This is a genomic window from Altererythrobacter sp. TH136 (assembly GCF_007065885.1).
GTDB lineage: Bacteria > Pseudomonadota > Alphaproteobacteria > Sphingomonadales > Sphingomonadaceae > Tsuneonella.
The window spans coordinates 2,121,128-2,138,962 of the sequence record NZ_CP041409.1 but is presented as its reverse complement, the minus strand read 5'-3'; the positions used below and the strand labels follow the sequence as shown (position 1 = coordinate 2,138,962).

Genomic DNA, 17,835 nt, shown 5'->3' with positions numbered 1-17,835 from the left:
CGCCTCACTCGGCCGCCAGGCGCAAGGGCAGGTCGGCGTCTCCGCCATCCTCGAACGCTGGTGTGCCGCCCGGCCAGGCATGGCCGGTGAGCGGTCCGAACCAGTCGGCCGGATTGTCGCCCACTGCCTCGCGCAGCAGGTCGAGCCGCCGCACGCTGCTTTCGCGGCCTGACAACACCGCCAGCACCTCAGGCGCATTCGACAGATCGAGCCGCACCACCACGCTGGCATCCGGCTGGCGGATCAGGAACGCCCGGCTGTGGGCCGGCAGACTGCGGATCAGGGCCAGTTCGTGGCTCGTTAGGCCGAACCCGTCGCAATAATCCTCTGCCCGGGCGCGGGCGTTCGGCATGAAGATCATTGTCGCGGTCTGTTCGACCAGCGCGGTGGCGATCCGGCTTTCCAGCGCGTCCCGCGCCGATTGGGTGGCGAACCCGACCAGCGCGTTGCGCTTGCGCAGCGTCTTCAGCCAGTCGCGGATGCGCGCCGCGAACACCGCGTCGTCCAGTGCCTTCCAGCCCTCGTCGATCAGCACCATCGTCGGCTTGCCATCGAGCCGCTCGTCGATGCGGTGGAACAGGTACAACATCGTCGGCGTGCGCAACCGCGGGTTTTCCAGCAGCGCGGTCATGTCGAAGCCGAGCACGCGGGTGGACAGGTCCAGCCGGTCGCGTTCGTTGTCGAACAGCCACGCGTTCTCCCCGCCCAAGATCCAGGCCGACAGGCGGTCGGCAAGGTCGCCCGGCTGCGGGCGCCTGGCGCCCGACAGCAGCTCGCGGAAATGCCGCAGGCGGCGCAGCGAAGCGTCGTTGGCGTACGCCGCATCGACCGCACCGGCGATGGTCGCCAGCTCTTCCGGCCCCTCCGCCGCCAGGAGCACGCCCAGCCAATCGCGCAGGAACGCCCGGTTGGTCGGCGTGTCGGGCAGCGCCAATGGATTGAACCCGGTCGGTTCGCCCGCGGCAATCCGGTCGTAACGCCCCCCGATGCCGCGAATGAACAATTCGGCGCCGCGGTCCTTGTCGAACAGGATCGTGCGGGGGGAGAACTTCTGCGCCTGCGCGGCCAGGAAGTTCATCACCACCGTCTTGCCCGAACCCGACGGTCCGATGACCGTGAAGTTGCCGAGGTCGCCGTTGTGGAAGTTGAAGAAGAACGGCGTCTGGCTGGTTGTCTGCAGCAGCGTGACCGCCTCGCCCCAGTGGTTCTCTTCCGCCTGGCCGAGCGCCATGCCGTGCAGGGAGCCGAAGCTCGCCATGTTGGCGCTGGAGATCATCGCCCGGCGCGCGATGTACGCCTCGTTGCCGGGGAACTGGCCCCAGAACGCCGGTTCCAGATTGGTATCCTCGCGCACCACGATCGCGCCCGTGTCGGCGAGGGCAGCGGCACACGATGCGGTCGCCTCGTCGAGCGTGGGCAAGTGCGGGGCGCGCACCAGAACCGTCAGGTGGTGATCCCCGAACCCCACCGCGCCGTTGCCAAGCGCATCGCGGGCGGCCAGCATGTCGGCCCGTTCGGCCATCGCTTCCTCGTCGGCCGACTTCAGCCGGCGGATCGCCAGGTCCATCCGTTCACGCGCGGTGGTCCGTTCGGTGGGTGCATAGCTTTCGGACACGACCATCTCGAACGGCTGGCGCAGGAGCGCGTCGAGCAGCCCGGGGCTGGTCGCCTCCGGATAATCCTTGAGACTGAGGATCGCGGCAAAATCGGGTTCGCCGCTGCCGCGCAGCTCCATCGCATCGAGCCCGAAGCTCGCTCGCCGATAGGGTAGCATCTGGCCGATGTCGGTCCCCGCCGCGGGCCGGCGTACCGGGCGCATCTCGCCGTTGTAGAGCGCGCTCAGCAGTTCCAGTATTTCGTTGTTGGTGCCGCCGCTGGGGCCCTGGTAATCGCCGAGCAGCGCCGCGCCATAAGCCTGCAGCGAGGCGACCAGCCCGGTGGCCGCCGCCTTGAGCGCGCGGATGTCCTTGGGGTCAGCTTCTGCCTCGGATTGCCCCCCTCCCCGCTTACCCGCGCGGCTCCACAGCTTCGTCGCCCTCTCGGCCAAGCCTGCGCGCCCTCGAGCCGGGCGACGGATGAGGGTGACGAACTGGTCGTTGACGAACAGCGATCCGCTGCCCAGCCGCTCCTTCCAGCGGCGGTCGATGTGCGCGCTCAGAGCGTCGGGGAACTCTGCCTCAAGCTCGATCTGCACCCGCCGGCGCACGACATGATGATACAGCGCGAACCGTGCGTCGAGCGTCGATCGCAGCATCACCTCGCGGGTGGCCGCATGGTGATTGAGCGCGTCGGAATCCTCGGTTTCGAACAGCAGCCCCGGCACCTGCAGCGCGGTCATGACGCTGCCGTCGCGCAGCAACACGGTGCTGCCGTCGATCAGCCGCAGATACGGCAGGCGATCGCCTGCGCGCGCTTCCTTTGCACTCCACGCGGCGGCGCCGATCCACTTGGTCATGGCCAATCCCTCATCGGCGCGGCCTCTCGTTCACGCGGCATAGCTGTTGCAGCCCCACCGCGACCAGTTGCGCACCCGTGGACACTTCGAGACCTTGGTCAGCCACAAATCGAAAATCCGCGGCTCACGCAGACAGGCGAAATAGCCCACCAGGTGGAACCCCGCCGCGGCGGCCAACGTCCACCAGCTGCCGGTGATGAGGAACAGTTCGGTGGTCAGCGCGAAGTTGATGATGAAATAGTTGTAGGTCACGCCCGCGAACATCTGCGGCCGGGTCAGCGCACGGTGGACGCGGTGACGTGCCAATTCCACTGCCCTACGCTCCCGCCGCCGCGCCCTGGATGCCGGCGACGATCGAAGCGGCGCCGAACAGGATGAACACGCCGATGATCACGGTCGCGCCGAACCGCCAGTTGAGCCGGCCGGTCAGCATCATGAAGCCGACCGCAGCCACCGCCATGACCGCGACAGCGGTGGCGACGTTGCCCAGCAGCGTGCCCTGCAGCCAGCCGAGCGCGGCGACGATCGGCCCCGACCCTTGCGGATCGGCGGCTTGGGCGAACGCGGCAGTGGGGCTCATCAACAGGGCGATGGGCAGGAGGCGGGTCAAACGCAGCATGGTCTAGTTCGGCTCTCGTGATGAGGAAGGGCGTGAATGGTTGGGCCGGGAGTGGTTGGACAGGCGCCCCATGATCGAAGCGACGTAGCCTTGCGTTTCGCGGATACGGGGAATGCCCCCGGCCGCGATCACCCGGCCGGGTCCCGCGTTGTAGGCGGCGAGCGCCTTTTCGATATCGCCACCGAACCGGTCGAGCTGTTCGCGCAGGTACCGCGCACCGCCCTCCAGATTGGCGAACGGATCGTTGGCATCGACCCCCAGATAACGCGCGGTCCCGGGCATCAGCTGGGCGAGTCCGCGCGCGCCCACCGGCGAAACTGCGTTCGCGCGCCAGCGGCTTTCCTGCCAGACCAGCGCCTCGATCAGGGTCGGGCTGAGATCGAACCGGCGCGCAAGCTCGCCCACCTTGACGGCATAAAGCGACGGCACCACTCCCGCCTGCCGGGCTGCATCGGCGATAGCGTGCTGCGGCACCGGGAAGTCCGCCGACAGCTCGACTTGTTCGACGGCGCTCTTGGGCACCTGGGGAGACGCCGCGAGCGCCCCGGCGATCCATTGCGCGCCGTTCGGCCCGATCTCCAGCACATCAGCGCGTGCGGCGACCGGTGCGCAGGCGAGCGCAACCATAGCCATGCCGCATAGTCTGCCGAGAATCATCGCGAGCCCTCCGTCCCGGACCCTCTGCATACACTAAGTGACAATGCGGTGACAGGCTCGTGAAGCCGATGGGAGAAGCTCACGGTTGTGGGGTGCGGATCGTTTTGCGGCCTCGAAGTATGACGAGCAAGACACGCAATCGTCATAGTTAAGTCACGTTTCGATAAGCCGACTTTTGAAAATAAACTGTCACGTACGGCCCCTAGCGCTCCTCTTGCGACCTGCGTTCAACGCAATCGATTCTTCGGCTTATGAGGGGGACGTTCACGTGAATACCATTCAGCGGACCATCGTGCTTGGCTGCGGCCTGGCAATTCTGACCGGGTGCGGTCCGGATGACATCTCCTCACCCGGCACGACCGGCGGTGTCGACGTCGTCATCAACAACCCCGCGCCTCCCCCGCCGCCGCCGCCGCCGACCAGCGCGACGATCACCCCCGCCGGCGCCTGCCCGACGCTGACCAACGACGGCACCGTCGGACTGACCGATCGCGGCACGATCAGCGGCCCCACTGGCAGCTACCGCGTGTGCGAACTGCCCAGCCGCATCGCCCGCAGCGTGACCCTGCCCCGCATCTCGGGCCTGCTGTACGCGATGAACGGCCGGGTCGATGTCGGCTGCGATGGTGGCTTCAGCGCACCCTCCGCCGCCGCACCCTACACCTCCACCACCGTCGGCTGCACCGCGCCGCTAACCGCCGACACCAACGTGACGCTCACGGTCGAGCCGGGCGTGATCTTCTACGCCCGGACCGGCCAGTCGTGGCTGGCGGTCAACCGCGGCAACAAGATCAACGCGGTCGGCACCGCCACCGCGCCGATCATCTTCACCAGCCAGGACAATGTCGCCGGGCTCAACACCGATAACTCGATCGGCCAGTGGGGCGGCGTCGTGCTGCTCGGCCGCGGGCGGATCACCGACTGCGTCACCGGCTCGGTCGCCGCGGGCAACTGCGAACGCGACACCGAAGGCGCGGTCAACAAGGCGTCGTATGGCGGCAACAACGATGCCGACAGTTCGGGCACGATGAGCTACGTGCAGATCCGTTATTCCGGCTTCGTGCTCAGCTCCGACAAGGAACTGCAAGCGCTGACCCCCAGCGGGATCGGTTCTGGCACCACGCTCGACCACATCCAGTCGCACAACAGCTCGGACGACGGCGCCGAATTCTTCGGCGGTGTGGTCAAGATGAAGCACTACGTGGCCACCGGTGCGGACGACGACAGCCTTGATGTCGACACCGGCTCCCGCGCGAGCATTCAGTACGCGCTGCTGCTCCAACGTCCCGGCGAGGGCGACGCGCTGATGGAGATCGACTCCAACGGCAACGAGCTCGATCAGCCGCGCACCAACCTCAAGGTGGTCAACTTCACCGCCATCCAGCCGCTGGCGAGCAACCAGAACAACACGACCGGAGACCGGGCTTCCGCACTGTTCCGCGGCAACGCCGACGTCACGCTCTACAACGGCCTGATCATCTCGCCGAACAACGAGTGCATCCGGATGACGTCGAACACCGATGCCGCCAACGACGCGACGCTGACTGCCCGCTCGGTCGCGCTCCAGTGCTCGGGTACCGGAGACGCCAAGTTCATCGGCGACGGGTCGGGCTCCGCACCGTTCACCGCCGCCCAGGTGCGCGGGTTCATCACCGGGGATGCATCGAACAACGAAGCGTTCGTCAACTCGCTGACGATGACCTTCGTGAACGGCGCCAACGAGAACGCGGTCAACCCGACCGACCCCAGCGGCCTGTCGACCGGCACCGTAATCGCCGCCGGGTTCTTCACCGCCTCGCCCACCCCGTACAAGATCGGCGCGGCGTTCCCGGGCAACACGGCCTGGTACGCCGGCTGGACCTGCAACAGCGCGTTCGCCCCGCTCGGCGGAGCAAGCGCCTGCACCTCGCTGCCGACCACGTAAGCGGCGGCAACCCGAACTTGAGGGGGCAGCCGCCGCTTGGGGCGCTGCCCCCTCTTCGTATCGACCTTCCAGGGGAAACGAGATGTCCACCAATCTGAGGCTGGCGAGCGCGCTGCTTCTGACCAGCGCGCTGGTCGCGCCCGGTATCGTCCATGCACAGTCCGAAACGGGCGCGAGCACCGCGGTGACCCCGCCCACTGGCGATGCCGTAGCCGAACCCGCGGTCGCGGCACCCGCAGAGGATGTCGAGGTCTCGATCCCCGGCGGTAGCGGCGAAATTGTCGTGTCCGGGCGGCGCGAGAGCAACGTCGCGCGCACGTCGGCGCAGGTCGTGTCGGTGCTCGGCACCGCCGAAATCGCGCGCACCGGTGAAGGCAACATTGCCGGCGCCCTCGGCCGCGTCACCGGCCTCAGCGTGGTCGGCAGCGGGTTTGTCTATGTGCGCGGTCTGGGTGACCGCTATAGCCTGGCGCTGCTCAACGGTTCTCCGCTGCCCAGCCCCGAGCCTTTGAAGCGGGTGGTGCCGCTGGACCTGTTCCCCACCGGCGTGATCGCTTCGTCGCTCGTGCAGAAAAGCTACTCGGTTAACTACCCCGGCGAATTCGGCGGCGGCGTGATCAACCTCACCACAAGGTCCACGCCGAACGAGCCGTTCCTGTCGCTCGGCTTCGGAGTGTCGGGCGATACCGAGACGACCTTCAACACCGGCTACACATATTACGGCAGCAGCAGCGATTGGACCGGGTACGACAACGGCAACCGCGACGTTCCCCCGCTGCTGCAGGATTATTTCGACAGCCGCGCGCTGATCGGCACCGATCCGGTCGACACCACCGCGATCGCGCGCCGGCTCGTTTCTGCGCGCAACGCAGTGGTCCAGCGCGACAAGAACACGATGCCGAATTTCTCGGCCTCGTTGTCGGCGGGCAAGACCTTTCCGGTGGGCGATGCCGATCTGGGCGTGATCGCCGCTGCCGGCTACAGCAACAAGTGGCTGACACGCGACATCACGCAGCAGCGCTCGTCCAGTTTCGACCTGACCTCGATCGAACGAGATTTCCGCACGGTCAACACTGACCAGCGGATCCTGGTCAACGGGCTGCTCGGCTTTGGGTTCGAGGCGGGTGACAGCAAGCTGCGCTGGACCAACGTCTACATCCACGAAACCGTCAAGAAAGCCGCGCTGTCGCTGGGTCAGAAGCCTGCGCAGAGCGGCGCCGACACCGACTTCATGGGCCAGCGGACATCGTGGTTTGAACGCCAGTTGTTCGACAGCCAGGTGGTGGCCGAACTCAAGCCGAGCGACCGTCTCGCAATCGACCTCAGGGCAGCGTACGCGAACACGAAACGCGACGCGCCGTCCGATTTGTTCTTCGAGTACGTCCGTTCAAACAGCGGCCCCTTCGCCGGCCAGTTCGTCAACCGCCTCAACAACGGCAACGGCGGCGATGGCGAGGTGACTTTCTCCAACCTCAGCGAAGACCTGTATGCCGCCAGCGGCGACATCACCTGGCGTGCCCTGGACGGTTTTTCGCTCACGACGGGCGCCGCTTACAGCGACACGCTGCGCACCAGCACGCGCCGCGCATTCCTGTTCCTGGCCCCCAACAACTTCCGCGGCAACAGCGACGTGATCAGCGCCTTCGGCCTGCAACGGATCGACGACCTCATCGCGACGCTGACCGACCCCAAGTTCGTCGCGGCCAACACGCCGGGCGCGGGCGGGCTGACGCTGATCGAATCCGATCCAGGCACGCCTGCATTCGATGCCGGGCTGGAGATCAAGGCCGCCTATCTTAAGGGGAACGCCGCCTTCGGCCCGGTCTCGCTCGACGCGGGCGTCCGATACGAGGATGCGGTCCAGTTCACCAAGCCGCTGGCGGTGTTCGCCTCCGTCCCGCCGTCGGTCACGGGCACGGAGTTGAAGCGCGGGTACTGGCTGCCCGCGGCGACGCTGACCTTCGACCTGGCGGACGGGATGCAGGCGCGGCTCAACGCATCCAAGACCATCGCCCGCCCGCAGTTCCGCGAGCTGATCGCCCAGCCGTATTACGATCCTGATGACAACCGGTCGTACCGCGGCAACCCGCTGCTGGTCGACAGCCAGTTGTTCAACGCCGAAGCCCGGCTCGAATACTACTTCGCGCCCGAGCAGCGGGTGTCCGCCTCCGCGTTCTACAAGAAGATCGACCGCCCCATTGAGGCCTACGTGGTCAACTTCAGCGGCGACTTCACGACCTCGTACGCCAACGCGCCCGAGGCGCAGCTATACGGCGGAGAGCTTGAGGCAGTGAAGTACTGGCCGCTGGAGGGGATCGGCAGCGGGTTCTTCGCCCCACGCCGGCTGGTGACGATCGCCAACTACACGTTCAGCCAGTCCAAGCTGAAGGTGAGCGCCGATGATACCGTCGCGGTGTTCGGTGCGGCGGCATCGGACGCAGCCAGCTACTTCCGCAACGGCGCGCCGCTGACGGGGCAGTCGGACCACATCGTCAACCTGCAGCTTGGTCTGGAAGACACTGACCGCCTGTCTCAGCAGACGATCCTGCTGAGTTACGCCAGCGACCGGGTGGTCAGCCGTGGGCTCAATGGCACGCCGCCACAACCGGATGTGATCGAGAGCCCGGGCATGCAGCTCGATTTCGTGTGGCGTGAAGGCGTGGACCTGTTCGGGACCGAGGTCGAAGCCAAGTTCGAAGCGCGCAACATCCTGGGCCGCGGGCACCGTGAATTCCAGGAGTTCGGTGACCGGCGGATCGACATCAACAGCTACGATGTGGGCACCACGCTGGCGTTCTCCATCGGCGTGAAACTCTAAGCAGCAGCGCCCTGATCGCCTGCGCACGCGTGGCGATCAGGGCGTGTCGAACACATACCCGGCAGACCGCACGGTCCGCAGCGGATTGCCCGCACCCGCCGCGCGGAATGCCCGGCGCAGGCGACCGATCCAGACGTCTACCGTGCGCGCATCCAGCGGCGGATCGTGCTTGCCGAGCCCTTCGATCAGTTCCGGACGGGTGAGCACCCGGTCGGGGTTGTCGGCGAGGAAGCGCAGCAGACGAAACTCGTTGGGCGGTAGGGTCAGCGGACGCCCCGCCCAGCGGGCCTGCAACGCGTTGAGATCGATCGTCAGCGCGCCGACCACCACCTGTTGCGCGCCGCGCCGCCGGTGAAGCTGCGGATCGATCGCGAGCACCCGCTCCAGTACCTTGTCCCGGTCCGCCGGCCCGACCATGTAATCGTCCGCCCCTGCCGCGAGCGCCCGGCGGCTGTCCTCGCTGCTGTGGCCTTCAAGAATCATGGTGATGTGCGCCGCTGCGGTGCGGGCATCGGCCCGCAGCCGGCGGCACATCTCAAGCCCCGACATCTCGGGCATGACCCAGTCGACGAACGCCCACACCGGGCGCCTGCCGGCGTCCACTGCACTTGCGCCCGCCAGCGGCGCGAACGCGAACGTGCGGCCGCCCTCCTCCCACGGCTCCATGCCCGCCGCAGAGGGATCGCTCAGGAGAATTTCGACCACGTCCATGCGTGCAGCCCCCGGCCCTGCAAGACACCTTGCAAGACCGGAATGCCGCGCGGATGTGACGGGCTTGTTACGCTTCCGCCGCTGCTGTCGTTTCAGCCGGCGAGGCGCGAAGTTGCCGCGAATAGAACCAGCCGATGCCGATTAGGCTGAACCCCAGCGCCATGAACGACGCGATCCGCGCCAGCCCTGCCAGACCCGCCGCGTCGACCAGGAACACCTTCAGCACCGCGATCACCATCAACACCAGGCTGCCGATGCGCCAGCTGCGCTCATGGGTATGCGCGCCCCACGCCAGGAATCCGGCGGCGAGCGCGATGCCGAGCAGCGAGCGCAGCAAGTCCTCGGTCGGACTGATCGGCGGCGCCACCAGAATTGATCCGGCGAACATCTGGCGCAACTCGCTGAGCGCAAACAGCGCGATCACCATCATCAGCGCCGCATCGACGAGCCAGCGCATAAAGGCCGCCTCCCCAAGCCAGCGGCGGAGCAGCAGCAGCCCCGCGCAGCCCACCGCGTAAGCCGGCAAGAGCGCGTTCGCGAGTGGCAGCGGTCCAACCGCCTGCGCGCTCCACAGCGGATTGTGCAGCGTCAGGGAGAACCAGGCGAAGTGCGCCAGCGCCGACGCGGCGAGGCCCACCGCGGCCCCGCGCCACCCGCGCCGGGCGGCCAGCCATGCGGCGACGAGCAGCAGCGCTTCCCACACCATGCGCTCGGCCACTCCGGTGGCGACGAAATCGGTCCCCGCCACGGCAGCGAAAGCCTGACGGAAAATCACATGCCCGGCCACCGCGGCGAGCCCGATTGCGCCCACGGCGATGCCCTTGCGCAGTTCCGCCTTATCAGACGGTAGCACCACCCACCACGCGGCCCAGGCCGCCGCGGCCGGCACGATATGCAGAAGCATCGCGCGCAGCGCGGGAAGCGCGCTGGTCTGCATCGGCTCCCCGACCAGCGCCATCCAGCCGACCTGCAGCCACTGCGCCAGCGGCGCGAGCGCCCAACCGAACGTGATCAGCGCCAGCGTGGCGATCGCTCCCCGCAGACCGGGCAGCCGCCAGGCCAGCAGCGCGGCGGCAAGCCCGCCCGTAAAGGCGAGCGCGTCCTGGGGCAGCACCTGCGCCAGCGCGCCGAAGCCGAGCAATGCCGCGACCGCCTGCGCCGTCAGCAGCGCGTGCCCGCCCTGCGTCCCGGGCAAACGCGGTGCGAGAGCCACCGCCAGTGCGGCAATTCCCGCGAGCGATAGCGATACGAGCGCAATCAGCGGCTGCGGATCGTCCGGCAGGACCGTGCCGAAGTGCCACAGCACCGCAAGCGCGACGGCAAGCGCGAACAGCGCCGCTTGCGCCAGGTCCAGCGGTCGCCCCTGTCCGCGGGCCACTTGCGCGAGCGGGACGCCGGCGAAGATAATCGCCAGTGCTGCGGCGACGAACGCAAAGCCCCATGGGTCCGGCGTGGGCCAGAAGAGCAGCAACGCCGCCCCGACCCCGGCGGCGGCGGCGTTGGCCTCGCGCATCGCCGGTTGCCGCCAGCCGAACCACGCGAGGGCACCTCCGAGCAGCAGATACAGCGACCACTCGAGCGCCCCGAACCCGCTCTGCTGCACCAGAAAGGCGAGCTGCAGCGCCGCCAGCGCGGCCGCCCCCACCCGCACCAGCCAATGCGGCCGAGCGGCGGCGACGCCGGTAAGGCCCGGCACGATGGCTCCCAGCAGCACAAGATAGGCGCCCAGCACCGCCGCATCGGGCGGCTGCCGGATGCCGCCCGCCATCAGCAGCGCACCCCAGCCGAGCCCTCCGGCGAGGGCCGCCACGCCCAGCCACGCCCGGTCCTGCCGCTTGCCGGTCAAGGCCAGGCCGGCGGTCACGAGCGCAAGGTACAGCGTCAGCAGCGGCACATTGGCCTGGTCGCTGCCAACCAGCGCCGGGGCGGCGAACCCGCCGACCAGTCCCAGCACCGCACTGGGCAATCCGAAGCGATATGACAGCGCGATCGCCGCCCCGGTCACCGCCGCCAGGCCCAGGAACGCGAGGGTCGATCCGATCAGGCCATAAGCGCTGCCTGCGAGATAGAACGCCGCATACAGTGTCGCCAGCCCCGCGCCGGCGAGCGCCTGGGCGACGCGCGGGTCCGCCACACGCTCTCGCCAGCGATAGGCGACCTCCGCGCCGGCGATCAGGGCCGCGCCGAACAGTCCGGCGAGCAGCACACGCACGGCGGGCGTCAACAATCCGGCGTCGATCGACCAGCGCACCAGGAAAAACCCCGCGACCGCCAGCGTCACCCCGCCTGCCCAGATCGGCAGACGGCGTCCGAACAGATCCTCCAGATCGAGGCTGGGCCGCCAGGCGAGCGCATCGCCCGCGCGGCTGCCCAGGCTCGTCGGCGCAGGCTCCTCGGCCCGCGCAGCGGGCGGCGGAGTCGGCTCCAGAGCCAGCCGGGGCGCGGGATCCACAGACGGAGACGGTGCGAAAGCCGGCGTGGACGGCACCGCGGCCACCCCGTCGCGCAAGCGGGCGACCTCTCGCTCTAGGATCACAACCCGCCGCCACAGCCAGGCTACAAACCCGATTGCCAGGAGATAGAACAGCCAGGTCACGCCCTACGCTCGGCGCTCGTTGCAGAATTTTCAAGTCTGCGCGGAACCGAATCCCCACCCCAGGCACTAGGGATCACATGGTGGAGGAGGCACAACGTTACCCGCTCACGGGCCGCTTTCTCATGGGGCGGTCGCGCCATGCCATGAGCGAGGCGGACAAGCAGCTTCTCGAGGATTCGGTTTGCGAGGTCGGTGAGTACGACCGGCCGCATCGGATCCTGGCGCGCGGCGAACTAGCCCACCGCAGCGCCATCCTGATCGAAGGATTCATGCTAAGGACAATCTACGAAGGGGACCGGCGCCATATCGTCGGCATCCATGTTCCGGGTGATTTTGTCGATCTGCATGCGTACGCGCTCAAGCGGCTCGATCATGACGTGATCTCGGTGGGCCCGTCCAGGATCGGCTATGTCACGCACGAACGGATCGGCCTGATCCTGGAAAATGAGGCGCATCTGGCGCGCCTGTTCTGGTTTTCCACCTTGCTGGACGCGGCGATCCACCGGCAATGGACGCTGAAGCTGGAGCAGCTCAAGGCCAGTCGCCGGGTGGCGCACCGGCTATCGGAAATCTGGAATCGGCTCGAGATGGTCGGGCTCGGCCGGGCGAACGGCTTCCGTTCCCCGCTTACCCAGACCGATCTTGCCGACATGTGCGGGACCACCCCCATCCACATGAACCGCGCGCTGTCGGAGCTGCGGCGTGAGGAGGTGGTGGAGTTCCGCCGCGGGCTGGTGGTCGTGCGCGACCGGACCCGCCTGGAAAAGTTCGGCGACTTCGATCCGGCGTACCTGTACGGCGAAGGTCCGCTGCACCTGCAAAGCGAGCACGACAACCTCGCCGGATAACCCGCGCAGCCTAGCGCAGCATCCGCCGCCCCAGCTCGATCGCGCCGCGAATACCCGCATCGTCGCCGAGCGTGGGCGTGACGATATACCGCTCGAGCCCCGGATCGAACGCCGGGTGAACGACGTAGCCTTCCAGCAACCGTTCGGTATGACGCCGCAGCGCCGGGATCAGCCCGGGCGTCTTGCACACCCCGCCGCCGAAGATCAGCCGCTCCGGCATGTGCAGCAGCACCAGCGAGGTGGCGAACTCCGCCAGGTAGCGCGCGGTCAGATCGACCTCGAACTCGCCCAGCCGATCGAGGCTGGCACCCCACCGCGCCTGGATCGCAGGACCGGAGGCCAGGCCTTCGACACAGTCGCGGTGCCGAGCGCAGACGCCTGGAAAGTCATCGCCGTCTACCCGCCGCGGACGGACATGACCGCCTTCGTAATGGGTGATCCCGCCAAGCGGCTCGCCACCGCGCAGCACGCCCACGCCGATCCCGGTGCCCACGGTGGTATAGGCGAGCGTCTCCGCGCCCTGCCCGGCCCCCGTCAGCCACTCCCCCAGAGCCGCGGCGTTGACGTCGGTGTCCAGCGCCACCGGCACGCCGAACTCCGCCAGCGCCTCTGGCAGCGACGCGCCGCCCCAGCCCGGCTTGGGAGTGGTGGTGAACCGCCCCCAATCGGGCGCGCGACGATCGAGCGAAATCGGCCCGAAGGTGCCCACCCCGAACGCGGCAATCGGCCCGTGCTCCTGCGCGGCGGCGCGGAAGAACCGCATCATCGGCGGCAAGGTTTCCTCGGGCCGGCCGGTGGGTATCCGCGCGTGCGTCAGAATCGCACCGCGCTCGTCCGCTACGGCCAGCACGAATTTGGTCCCGCCAGCCTCGACTGCGCCGACCAGGGAAGCAGGCCGGCCGCTCATTCGCCGATGGCCGTCAGCACCACCTCGCGCGAGTGACCGCGCGCGCGGTGTTCGGCGAGGAGGACGCCCTGCCAGGTGCCCAGCAGCAGCCGGTTGGAGGAGAACGGGATCGTCAACGCGCTGCCGGTAAGCAGCGTCTTGATGTACGCCGGCATATCGTCCGGTCCCTCGTCATCATGCTCATAGCCAGTGCTCTCGGGCGCGAGCCGGTCGAGCCAGCGCAACAGATCGCGCTGCACTGCCACGCTGGCGTTCTCGGTGATCAGCAGTCCGGCGCTGGTGTGGCGGCAGAAGACGGTCAGTACGCCCGTGCGCATGCCCGACTGGGTGAGCCACCCGGCCACCTCGCCGGTGATGTCGGTCAGCCCTTGTCCGCCGGTCTCAAACCGCAGCAGGCCTTGTGCAACCGACACGCTGCGCTCACCCCTCGCCCGCGGCGGCCAGGGTGCGGCGGGCGGACTTGAGGTGCGGGATGTCGAACATCTTGCCGTCGATTCCCACTGTTCCCGCGTCCGGCTCCGCCGCGAACGCCGCGACCACGCGCCGGGCGAACGCCACCTCCTCGGCACTGGGGGTGAAGCCGTCGTTTATCGGCTCAACCTGCGCGGGGTGGATCGCCAGGCGGCCAGAGAACCCTTCGGCGCGGGCTTGCCGGCTCGACGCAAGCAGCCCTGCCTCGTCGCGGAAATCGGCATGCAGCGTCTCGATCGCCGGCACGCCCGCCGCATGGGCCGCCATCAGCGTCAGCGAGCGGACCAGGCGGTAGGTGAACAGCCACTCGCCGTCCGGGCCGCGATTGCCGGTGGCGCCCAGAGCTGCGGCCAGATCCTCCGCCCCCCAGGTCAGTCCGCGCAGCCGCGTCAGTCCGGCGGTGGCGTACTCGCCCAGCCGGAACGGTGCGAGCGCGGTCTCGGTGGCCACCGGGATGATCCCGATGGAGCCGGGCTGAATCCCGTGCGCCAGTTCCATGTGGTCGAGCAGGCTGGAAACCTTGGCGACATCATCCGGGCCATCGGGCTTGGGCTGCATGATACCGTCTGGGCGTGCGGGGATGATCGCCGCCAGGTCGCGCTCGGCGAGCCCGCTGTCGAGCGGGTTGATTCGCACCCAGAGTTCCGGCGCGCCCTCCGCCGTGCGGTCAAACCCGCGGAGAAATTCCGCCACTTTGTCCCGAGCGATGAGCTTGTTCGCCGGCGCCACGGCGTCTTCCAGATCCAGGATCACCGCATCGGCGCCGCAGCCGGCGACCTTGGCCAGCTTCCTGTCGCTGTCGCCGGGGATGAACAGCAGCGATCGGAGAGCGCGGCTCACGATGGTTTCCGCCGCTGCAGACCGCTCCGCTTGCAAGTCGCCACCAGAACTCCGTCCTGATTGAACGCCCGGTGCGCGAAGGTGACGATGCCGGCTTCGGGGCGCGACTTGCTGGCGCGCAGTTCCAGCACCTCGGTCTCGATCCGCAGCGTATCGCCGATGAACACCGGCGCTGGAAAACGCACCTCGTCCCAGCCGAGATTTGCGACCGCGGTGCCCAACGTGGTGTCCCCCACCGACACGCCGACCATCAGCGATAGCGTGAAGCACGAATTGACCAGGACCCGGCCATATTCGCTGTCTTTCATGTACTCTGCATCGAGATGCAGCGCGGCCGGATTGTGGCTCAGCGTTGTGAACAGCAGGTTGTCGGTTTCCGTCACCGTTCGGCGGATCGCATGATCGAACACCCGGCCCACGGCCAATTCATCGAACCACAAACCCGGCATCGGCGTCTCCTTTGCCGATGCGACTAGCGCGGGCCTGCGACGAATGACAGAGGGAGCGAAACCCGCGCCACCGTTGCGCGTTGGAGCCCACCATGACGATCGCCATCAACGCCCGGTTCGACTTCCAGCTCGACCAGCCCACCGACATTATCCTGCAGTTCGAAGCGGCGGATATTCCCGAACAGAAGATCATCTCGGCCAACACCCGGATAACCCCGACCGATGCCGCCCGGGTGCCCGCGCATGACGGTGTGGGGGAGCGCGTGCTGTTCCAGGCGGAAGGGAAGATCGAGGTCAGTTATCAGGCGGTGGTCGACGTGCAGCGGCTGGTGCCCGAACTCGCGGAGCTCGAACAACTCTCTCCCCACGACCTGCCCGGAGAGACGCTCGATTACCTGCTCGATTCGCGGTACTGCCCCGCCGACCGGTTCCAGCCGTTCGTGGAAGACGAATTCGGCGGCACGTCCGGGGGCGCGCGGGTGCAGGCGATCCACGATTGGCTGGTCCAGCATTTCACCTACGAACAGGTCAGCACCACCAGCACGACCGCGCTCGACAGCTTCGTGGAGCGGCGGGGAATTTGCCGCGATTACGCACACGTCCTGATCACGCTGGCGCGCGCCTCCACCATTCCGGCGCGCTATGTCTCGTGCTTCGCACCGGGGGTGGAGCCGCCCGATTTCCATGCGCTGGCCGAAGTGTTCCTGGCCGACCCGCACACACCCGGCGGCGGCGCCTGGTACATCGTCGATGCGACCGAGATGGCTGATCCCGCAGAAGTGGTGAAGATCGGCATCGGGCGCGATGCTGCCGACGTCAGCTTCCTGACCAGCTTCGGGGCTTCGCAATTCGGTGACAAGACGGTCAGCGTCACCCGTCAGGACGGTTAACCTCTGCCGCGCCGCTGTCCCGTGAGGGGACGCCGGCTGCCGGCCGGTGGAACCGCCTGCCGCCGTGCCGCATAGCCTGTTCCATGAACGCGATGATCAGGTGGTTAGGCGGAGCGACAGCTGCGGTGGTTCTCGGTTTTACCGGCGCCGCGTTTGCGACGGGTCAGTTCACCGCGCCGGAACGGCCCGCGACGCCGGCCGAGCCGGCGACAGCGCTCGCGCAACCGGCCCGGGCGGACCAGTCCGGCTTCTTCACGAGCCCGGCCCAGCCTTGGCCCGCGCGGGCGGAGCGCCTGACGGTCAAGCGCGTCCTGCCGATCGACGGCCCGATCAAGTACGGCGAATGGCACTGGGACGATGCGAACGTGCCCGACGGCCCGATCGTGATGACCGTCGATCTCGACGCGCGCGTGCTGTCGGTGTTCAAGGGCGGGTACGAAATCGGCGCCGCTGCGGTCCTGCTGGGGACCGACGAATACCCCACCCCGCTCGGTACCTTTCCGATCCTGCGCAAGCAACGGCACAACGTGTCGGAGAAATACGACAATGCGCCGATGCCCTGGTCGATGTTCCTGACCAGTGACGGGGTCGCGATCCACGGCGGTCACACGATCGAGAACGGCTATGCCAGCCACGGCTGCATTTCGGGCCCCGACGGGTTCATCTCGAAAATCTTCGCCATCGTGCAGCCGGGGGACAAGGTCATCGTCACCCGCGGCGAGATGCTGCAGCAGGGCGATCCGATCGTCTAGCTGACGGTCGCCCGGGGCGGCTCCGGACGGAAGGTCCACGTCCCCTTGCGAACGGAAAGCTGCACGCCAGCCAGCGTACCGCCGCGCACATCCTGGTTGATGATGGCGTCGTGCAGGCGCGCGACCGCGCTCATGGTGAAGTCCGTACCGCCCGCTTCGGCGATGGCCCGCGCAACGATGCGCAACCGCACCGCGCGCGGTTCATCCTGCGGGCTCCACTCGACCGCATCGTCGACGTAGGCGATCGTCCGGTCCCAGATCTGCGCTGCGATCCAGCCGAGCGCCAGGTCGCTTTCGTGCAGCAAGGCCGCAGAGCGCGCGATCGCCAATGGATTGAGCCAGTCCGCCCCTTTCAATGCCGCGCGAACCTGTGCCCGGTCGAAGCGGGGGTCCGCGTTCGATGGGTCCGTCGCGGGGCTTATGCCGGCACCGGTCACGATCTCGGTCAACTCATCCTTGGACCAGTTCAATAGCGGTCGGAAAATCGCGATGCCGGTCCCTGGGTGACTGGTCATCGGGCGAATACCGCTGAGACCGGAAATCCCGCTCCCCCGATTGAGCCGCATGATGACGGTTTCAGCCTGATCGTCGCCGTGGTGTGCGGTTGCCAGCGCCACCAGGTCCCGGTCGCGTGCCCAGCGGCCGAGCGCGGCGTAGCGCGCGGTGCGCGCGGCATTCTGCAGGTTTCCCCCGGAAACCTCGACCGGCAAGGTCGCGTGGCGGATTCCGAGCTGGTCACAGATCTTGGCCACCATCGCTGCCTCGGCCGCGCTGTCAGCCCGCAAGCCGTGATCGACGGTCGCCACCTCGAACTGCCCGGGACGACAGGCATGGCACAGCAGCATCAGCGCAATGCTGTCCGGACCCCCGGACACCGCCACGCCAAACGGCAACGAGG

Annotated in this window: 16 protein-coding genes; 5 read left to right on the top strand and 11 right to left on the bottom strand. The window is 67.8% G+C overall.

Annotated elements, in window-relative coordinates:
• Positions 1–4: 4 nt before the first annotated feature.
• Genes C0V74_RS10350 through C0V74_RS10335 form a run of 4 tightly spaced genes read right to left on the bottom strand, consistent with a single transcriptional unit; the run spans position 5 to position 3,707 of the window.
• Entirely contained in the window at positions 5–2,455 is a 2,451-nt protein-coding gene (locus tag C0V74_RS10350) for a VirB4 family type IV secretion/conjugal transfer ATPase (protein ID WP_143251697.1), read from the bottom strand.
• A 30-nt stretch (positions 2,456–2,485) separates the two neighbouring features.
• A complete protein-coding gene (locus C0V74_RS10345; RefSeq protein WP_143251696.1) occupies positions 2,486–2,767 on the bottom strand; it encodes a VirB3 family type IV secretion system protein in 282 nt (93 codons plus the stop codon).
• 4 nt (positions 2,768–2,771) lie between these two features.
• Positions 2,772–3,074, bottom strand: a complete 303-nt coding sequence (locus tag C0V74_RS10340) for a TrbC/VirB2 family protein (RefSeq protein ID WP_143251695.1) — start codon at positions 3,072–3,074, stop codon at positions 2,772–2,774.
• 3 nt (positions 3,075–3,077) lie between these two features.
• On the bottom strand, positions 3,078–3,707 hold the full coding sequence (locus C0V74_RS10335; protein WP_143251694.1) for a lytic transglycosylase domain-containing protein: 630 nt from the start codon (positions 3,705–3,707) through the stop codon (positions 3,078–3,080).
• Between the two features lie 292 nt (positions 3,708–3,999).
• Here C0V74_RS10335 and C0V74_RS10330 point away from each other — a divergent pair, with 292 nt between their 5' ends.
• Entirely contained in the window at positions 4,000–5,655 is a 1,656-nt protein-coding gene (locus C0V74_RS10330) for a hypothetical protein (RefSeq protein ID WP_143251693.1), read from the top strand.
• An 82-nt stretch (positions 5,656–5,737) separates the two neighbouring features.
• A complete protein-coding gene (locus C0V74_RS10325) occupies positions 5,738–8,473 on the top strand; it encodes a TonB-dependent receptor (RefSeq protein ID WP_143251692.1) in 2,736 nt (911 codons plus the stop codon).
• 36 nt (positions 8,474–8,509) lie between these two features.
• Here C0V74_RS10325 and C0V74_RS10320 read toward each other — a convergent pair whose 3' ends face one another.
• Together C0V74_RS10320 and C0V74_RS10315 are read right to left on the bottom strand one after the other, a co-directional pair.
• Positions 8,510–9,184 carry a response regulator transcription factor gene (locus C0V74_RS10320; RefSeq protein ID WP_143251691.1) on the bottom strand — a complete coding sequence of 225 codons (675 nt, stop codon included), beginning with the start codon at positions 9,182–9,184 and terminating at the stop codon, positions 8,510–8,512.
• A gap of 67 nt (positions 9,185–9,251) precedes the next feature.
• Positions 9,252–11,780 carry a DUF2339 domain-containing protein gene (locus C0V74_RS10315; protein WP_143251690.1) on the bottom strand — a complete coding sequence of 843 codons (2,529 nt, stop codon included), beginning with the start codon at positions 11,778–11,780 and terminating at the stop codon, positions 9,252–9,254.
• Between the two features lie 77 nt (positions 11,781–11,857).
• Here C0V74_RS10315 and C0V74_RS10310 point away from each other — a divergent pair, with 77 nt between their 5' ends.
• The gene (locus C0V74_RS10310) at positions 11,858–12,628 is read left to right on the top strand and encodes a Crp/Fnr family transcriptional regulator (RefSeq protein ID WP_143251689.1); all 771 of its coding nucleotides are present in this window, start codon (positions 11,858–11,860) and stop codon (positions 12,626–12,628) included.
• 10 nt (positions 12,629–12,638) lie between these two features.
• Here the strand turns inward: C0V74_RS10310 and C0V74_RS10305 are convergent, their stop codons facing one another.
• From C0V74_RS10305 to C0V74_RS10290, 4 genes are read right to left on the bottom strand one after another with little or no spacing between them, the layout of a single operon-like run.
• On the bottom strand, positions 12,639–13,535 hold the full coding sequence (locus C0V74_RS10305) for an ROK family protein (protein ID WP_143251688.1): 897 nt from the start codon (positions 13,533–13,535) through the stop codon (positions 12,639–12,641).
• Positions 13,532–13,948 (bottom strand): secondary thiamine-phosphate synthase enzyme YjbQ, encoded by a 417-nt coding sequence (locus C0V74_RS10300; protein WP_143251687.1) that lies wholly within the window; start codon positions 13,946–13,948, stop codon positions 13,532–13,534. Before C0V74_RS10300 ends, C0V74_RS10305 begins: the two co-directional genes overlap by 4 nt.
• A 7-nt stretch (positions 13,949–13,955) precedes the next feature.
• Positions 13,956–14,846 carry a CoA ester lyase gene (locus C0V74_RS10295; protein ID WP_210413405.1) on the bottom strand — a complete coding sequence of 297 codons (891 nt, stop codon included), beginning with the start codon at positions 14,844–14,846 and terminating at the stop codon, positions 13,956–13,958.
• Positions 14,843–15,295, bottom strand: coding sequence for a MaoC family dehydratase (locus C0V74_RS10290; protein ID WP_143251686.1), 453 nt, complete (start codon positions 15,293–15,295; stop codon positions 14,843–14,845). Before C0V74_RS10290 ends, C0V74_RS10295 begins: the two co-directional genes overlap by 4 nt.
• Before the next feature lie 92 nt (positions 15,296–15,387).
• Between C0V74_RS10290 and C0V74_RS10285 the strand changes: the two genes are divergently transcribed.
• Together C0V74_RS10285 and C0V74_RS10280 are read left to right on the top strand one after the other, a co-directional pair.
• The gene (locus C0V74_RS10285; RefSeq protein WP_143251685.1) at positions 15,388–16,185 is read left to right on the top strand and encodes a transglutaminase family protein; all 798 of its coding nucleotides are present in this window, start codon (positions 15,388–15,390) and stop codon (positions 16,183–16,185) included.
• 92 nt (positions 16,186–16,277) lie between these two features.
• Positions 16,278–16,937, top strand: coding sequence for a L,D-transpeptidase family protein (locus tag C0V74_RS10280; RefSeq protein WP_246844836.1), 660 nt, complete (start codon positions 16,278–16,280; stop codon positions 16,935–16,937).
• Here C0V74_RS10280 and tilS read toward each other — a convergent pair.
• Complete coding sequence (tilS, locus tag C0V74_RS10275; RefSeq protein ID WP_143251683.1) at positions 16,934–17,818, bottom strand: tRNA lysidine(34) synthetase TilS; 885 nt, start codon at positions 17,816–17,818, stop codon at positions 16,934–16,936. The two genes, C0V74_RS10280 and tilS, sit on opposite strands and share 4 nt — an antisense overlap.
• Between the last annotated feature and the right edge of the window lie 17 nt (positions 17,819–17,835).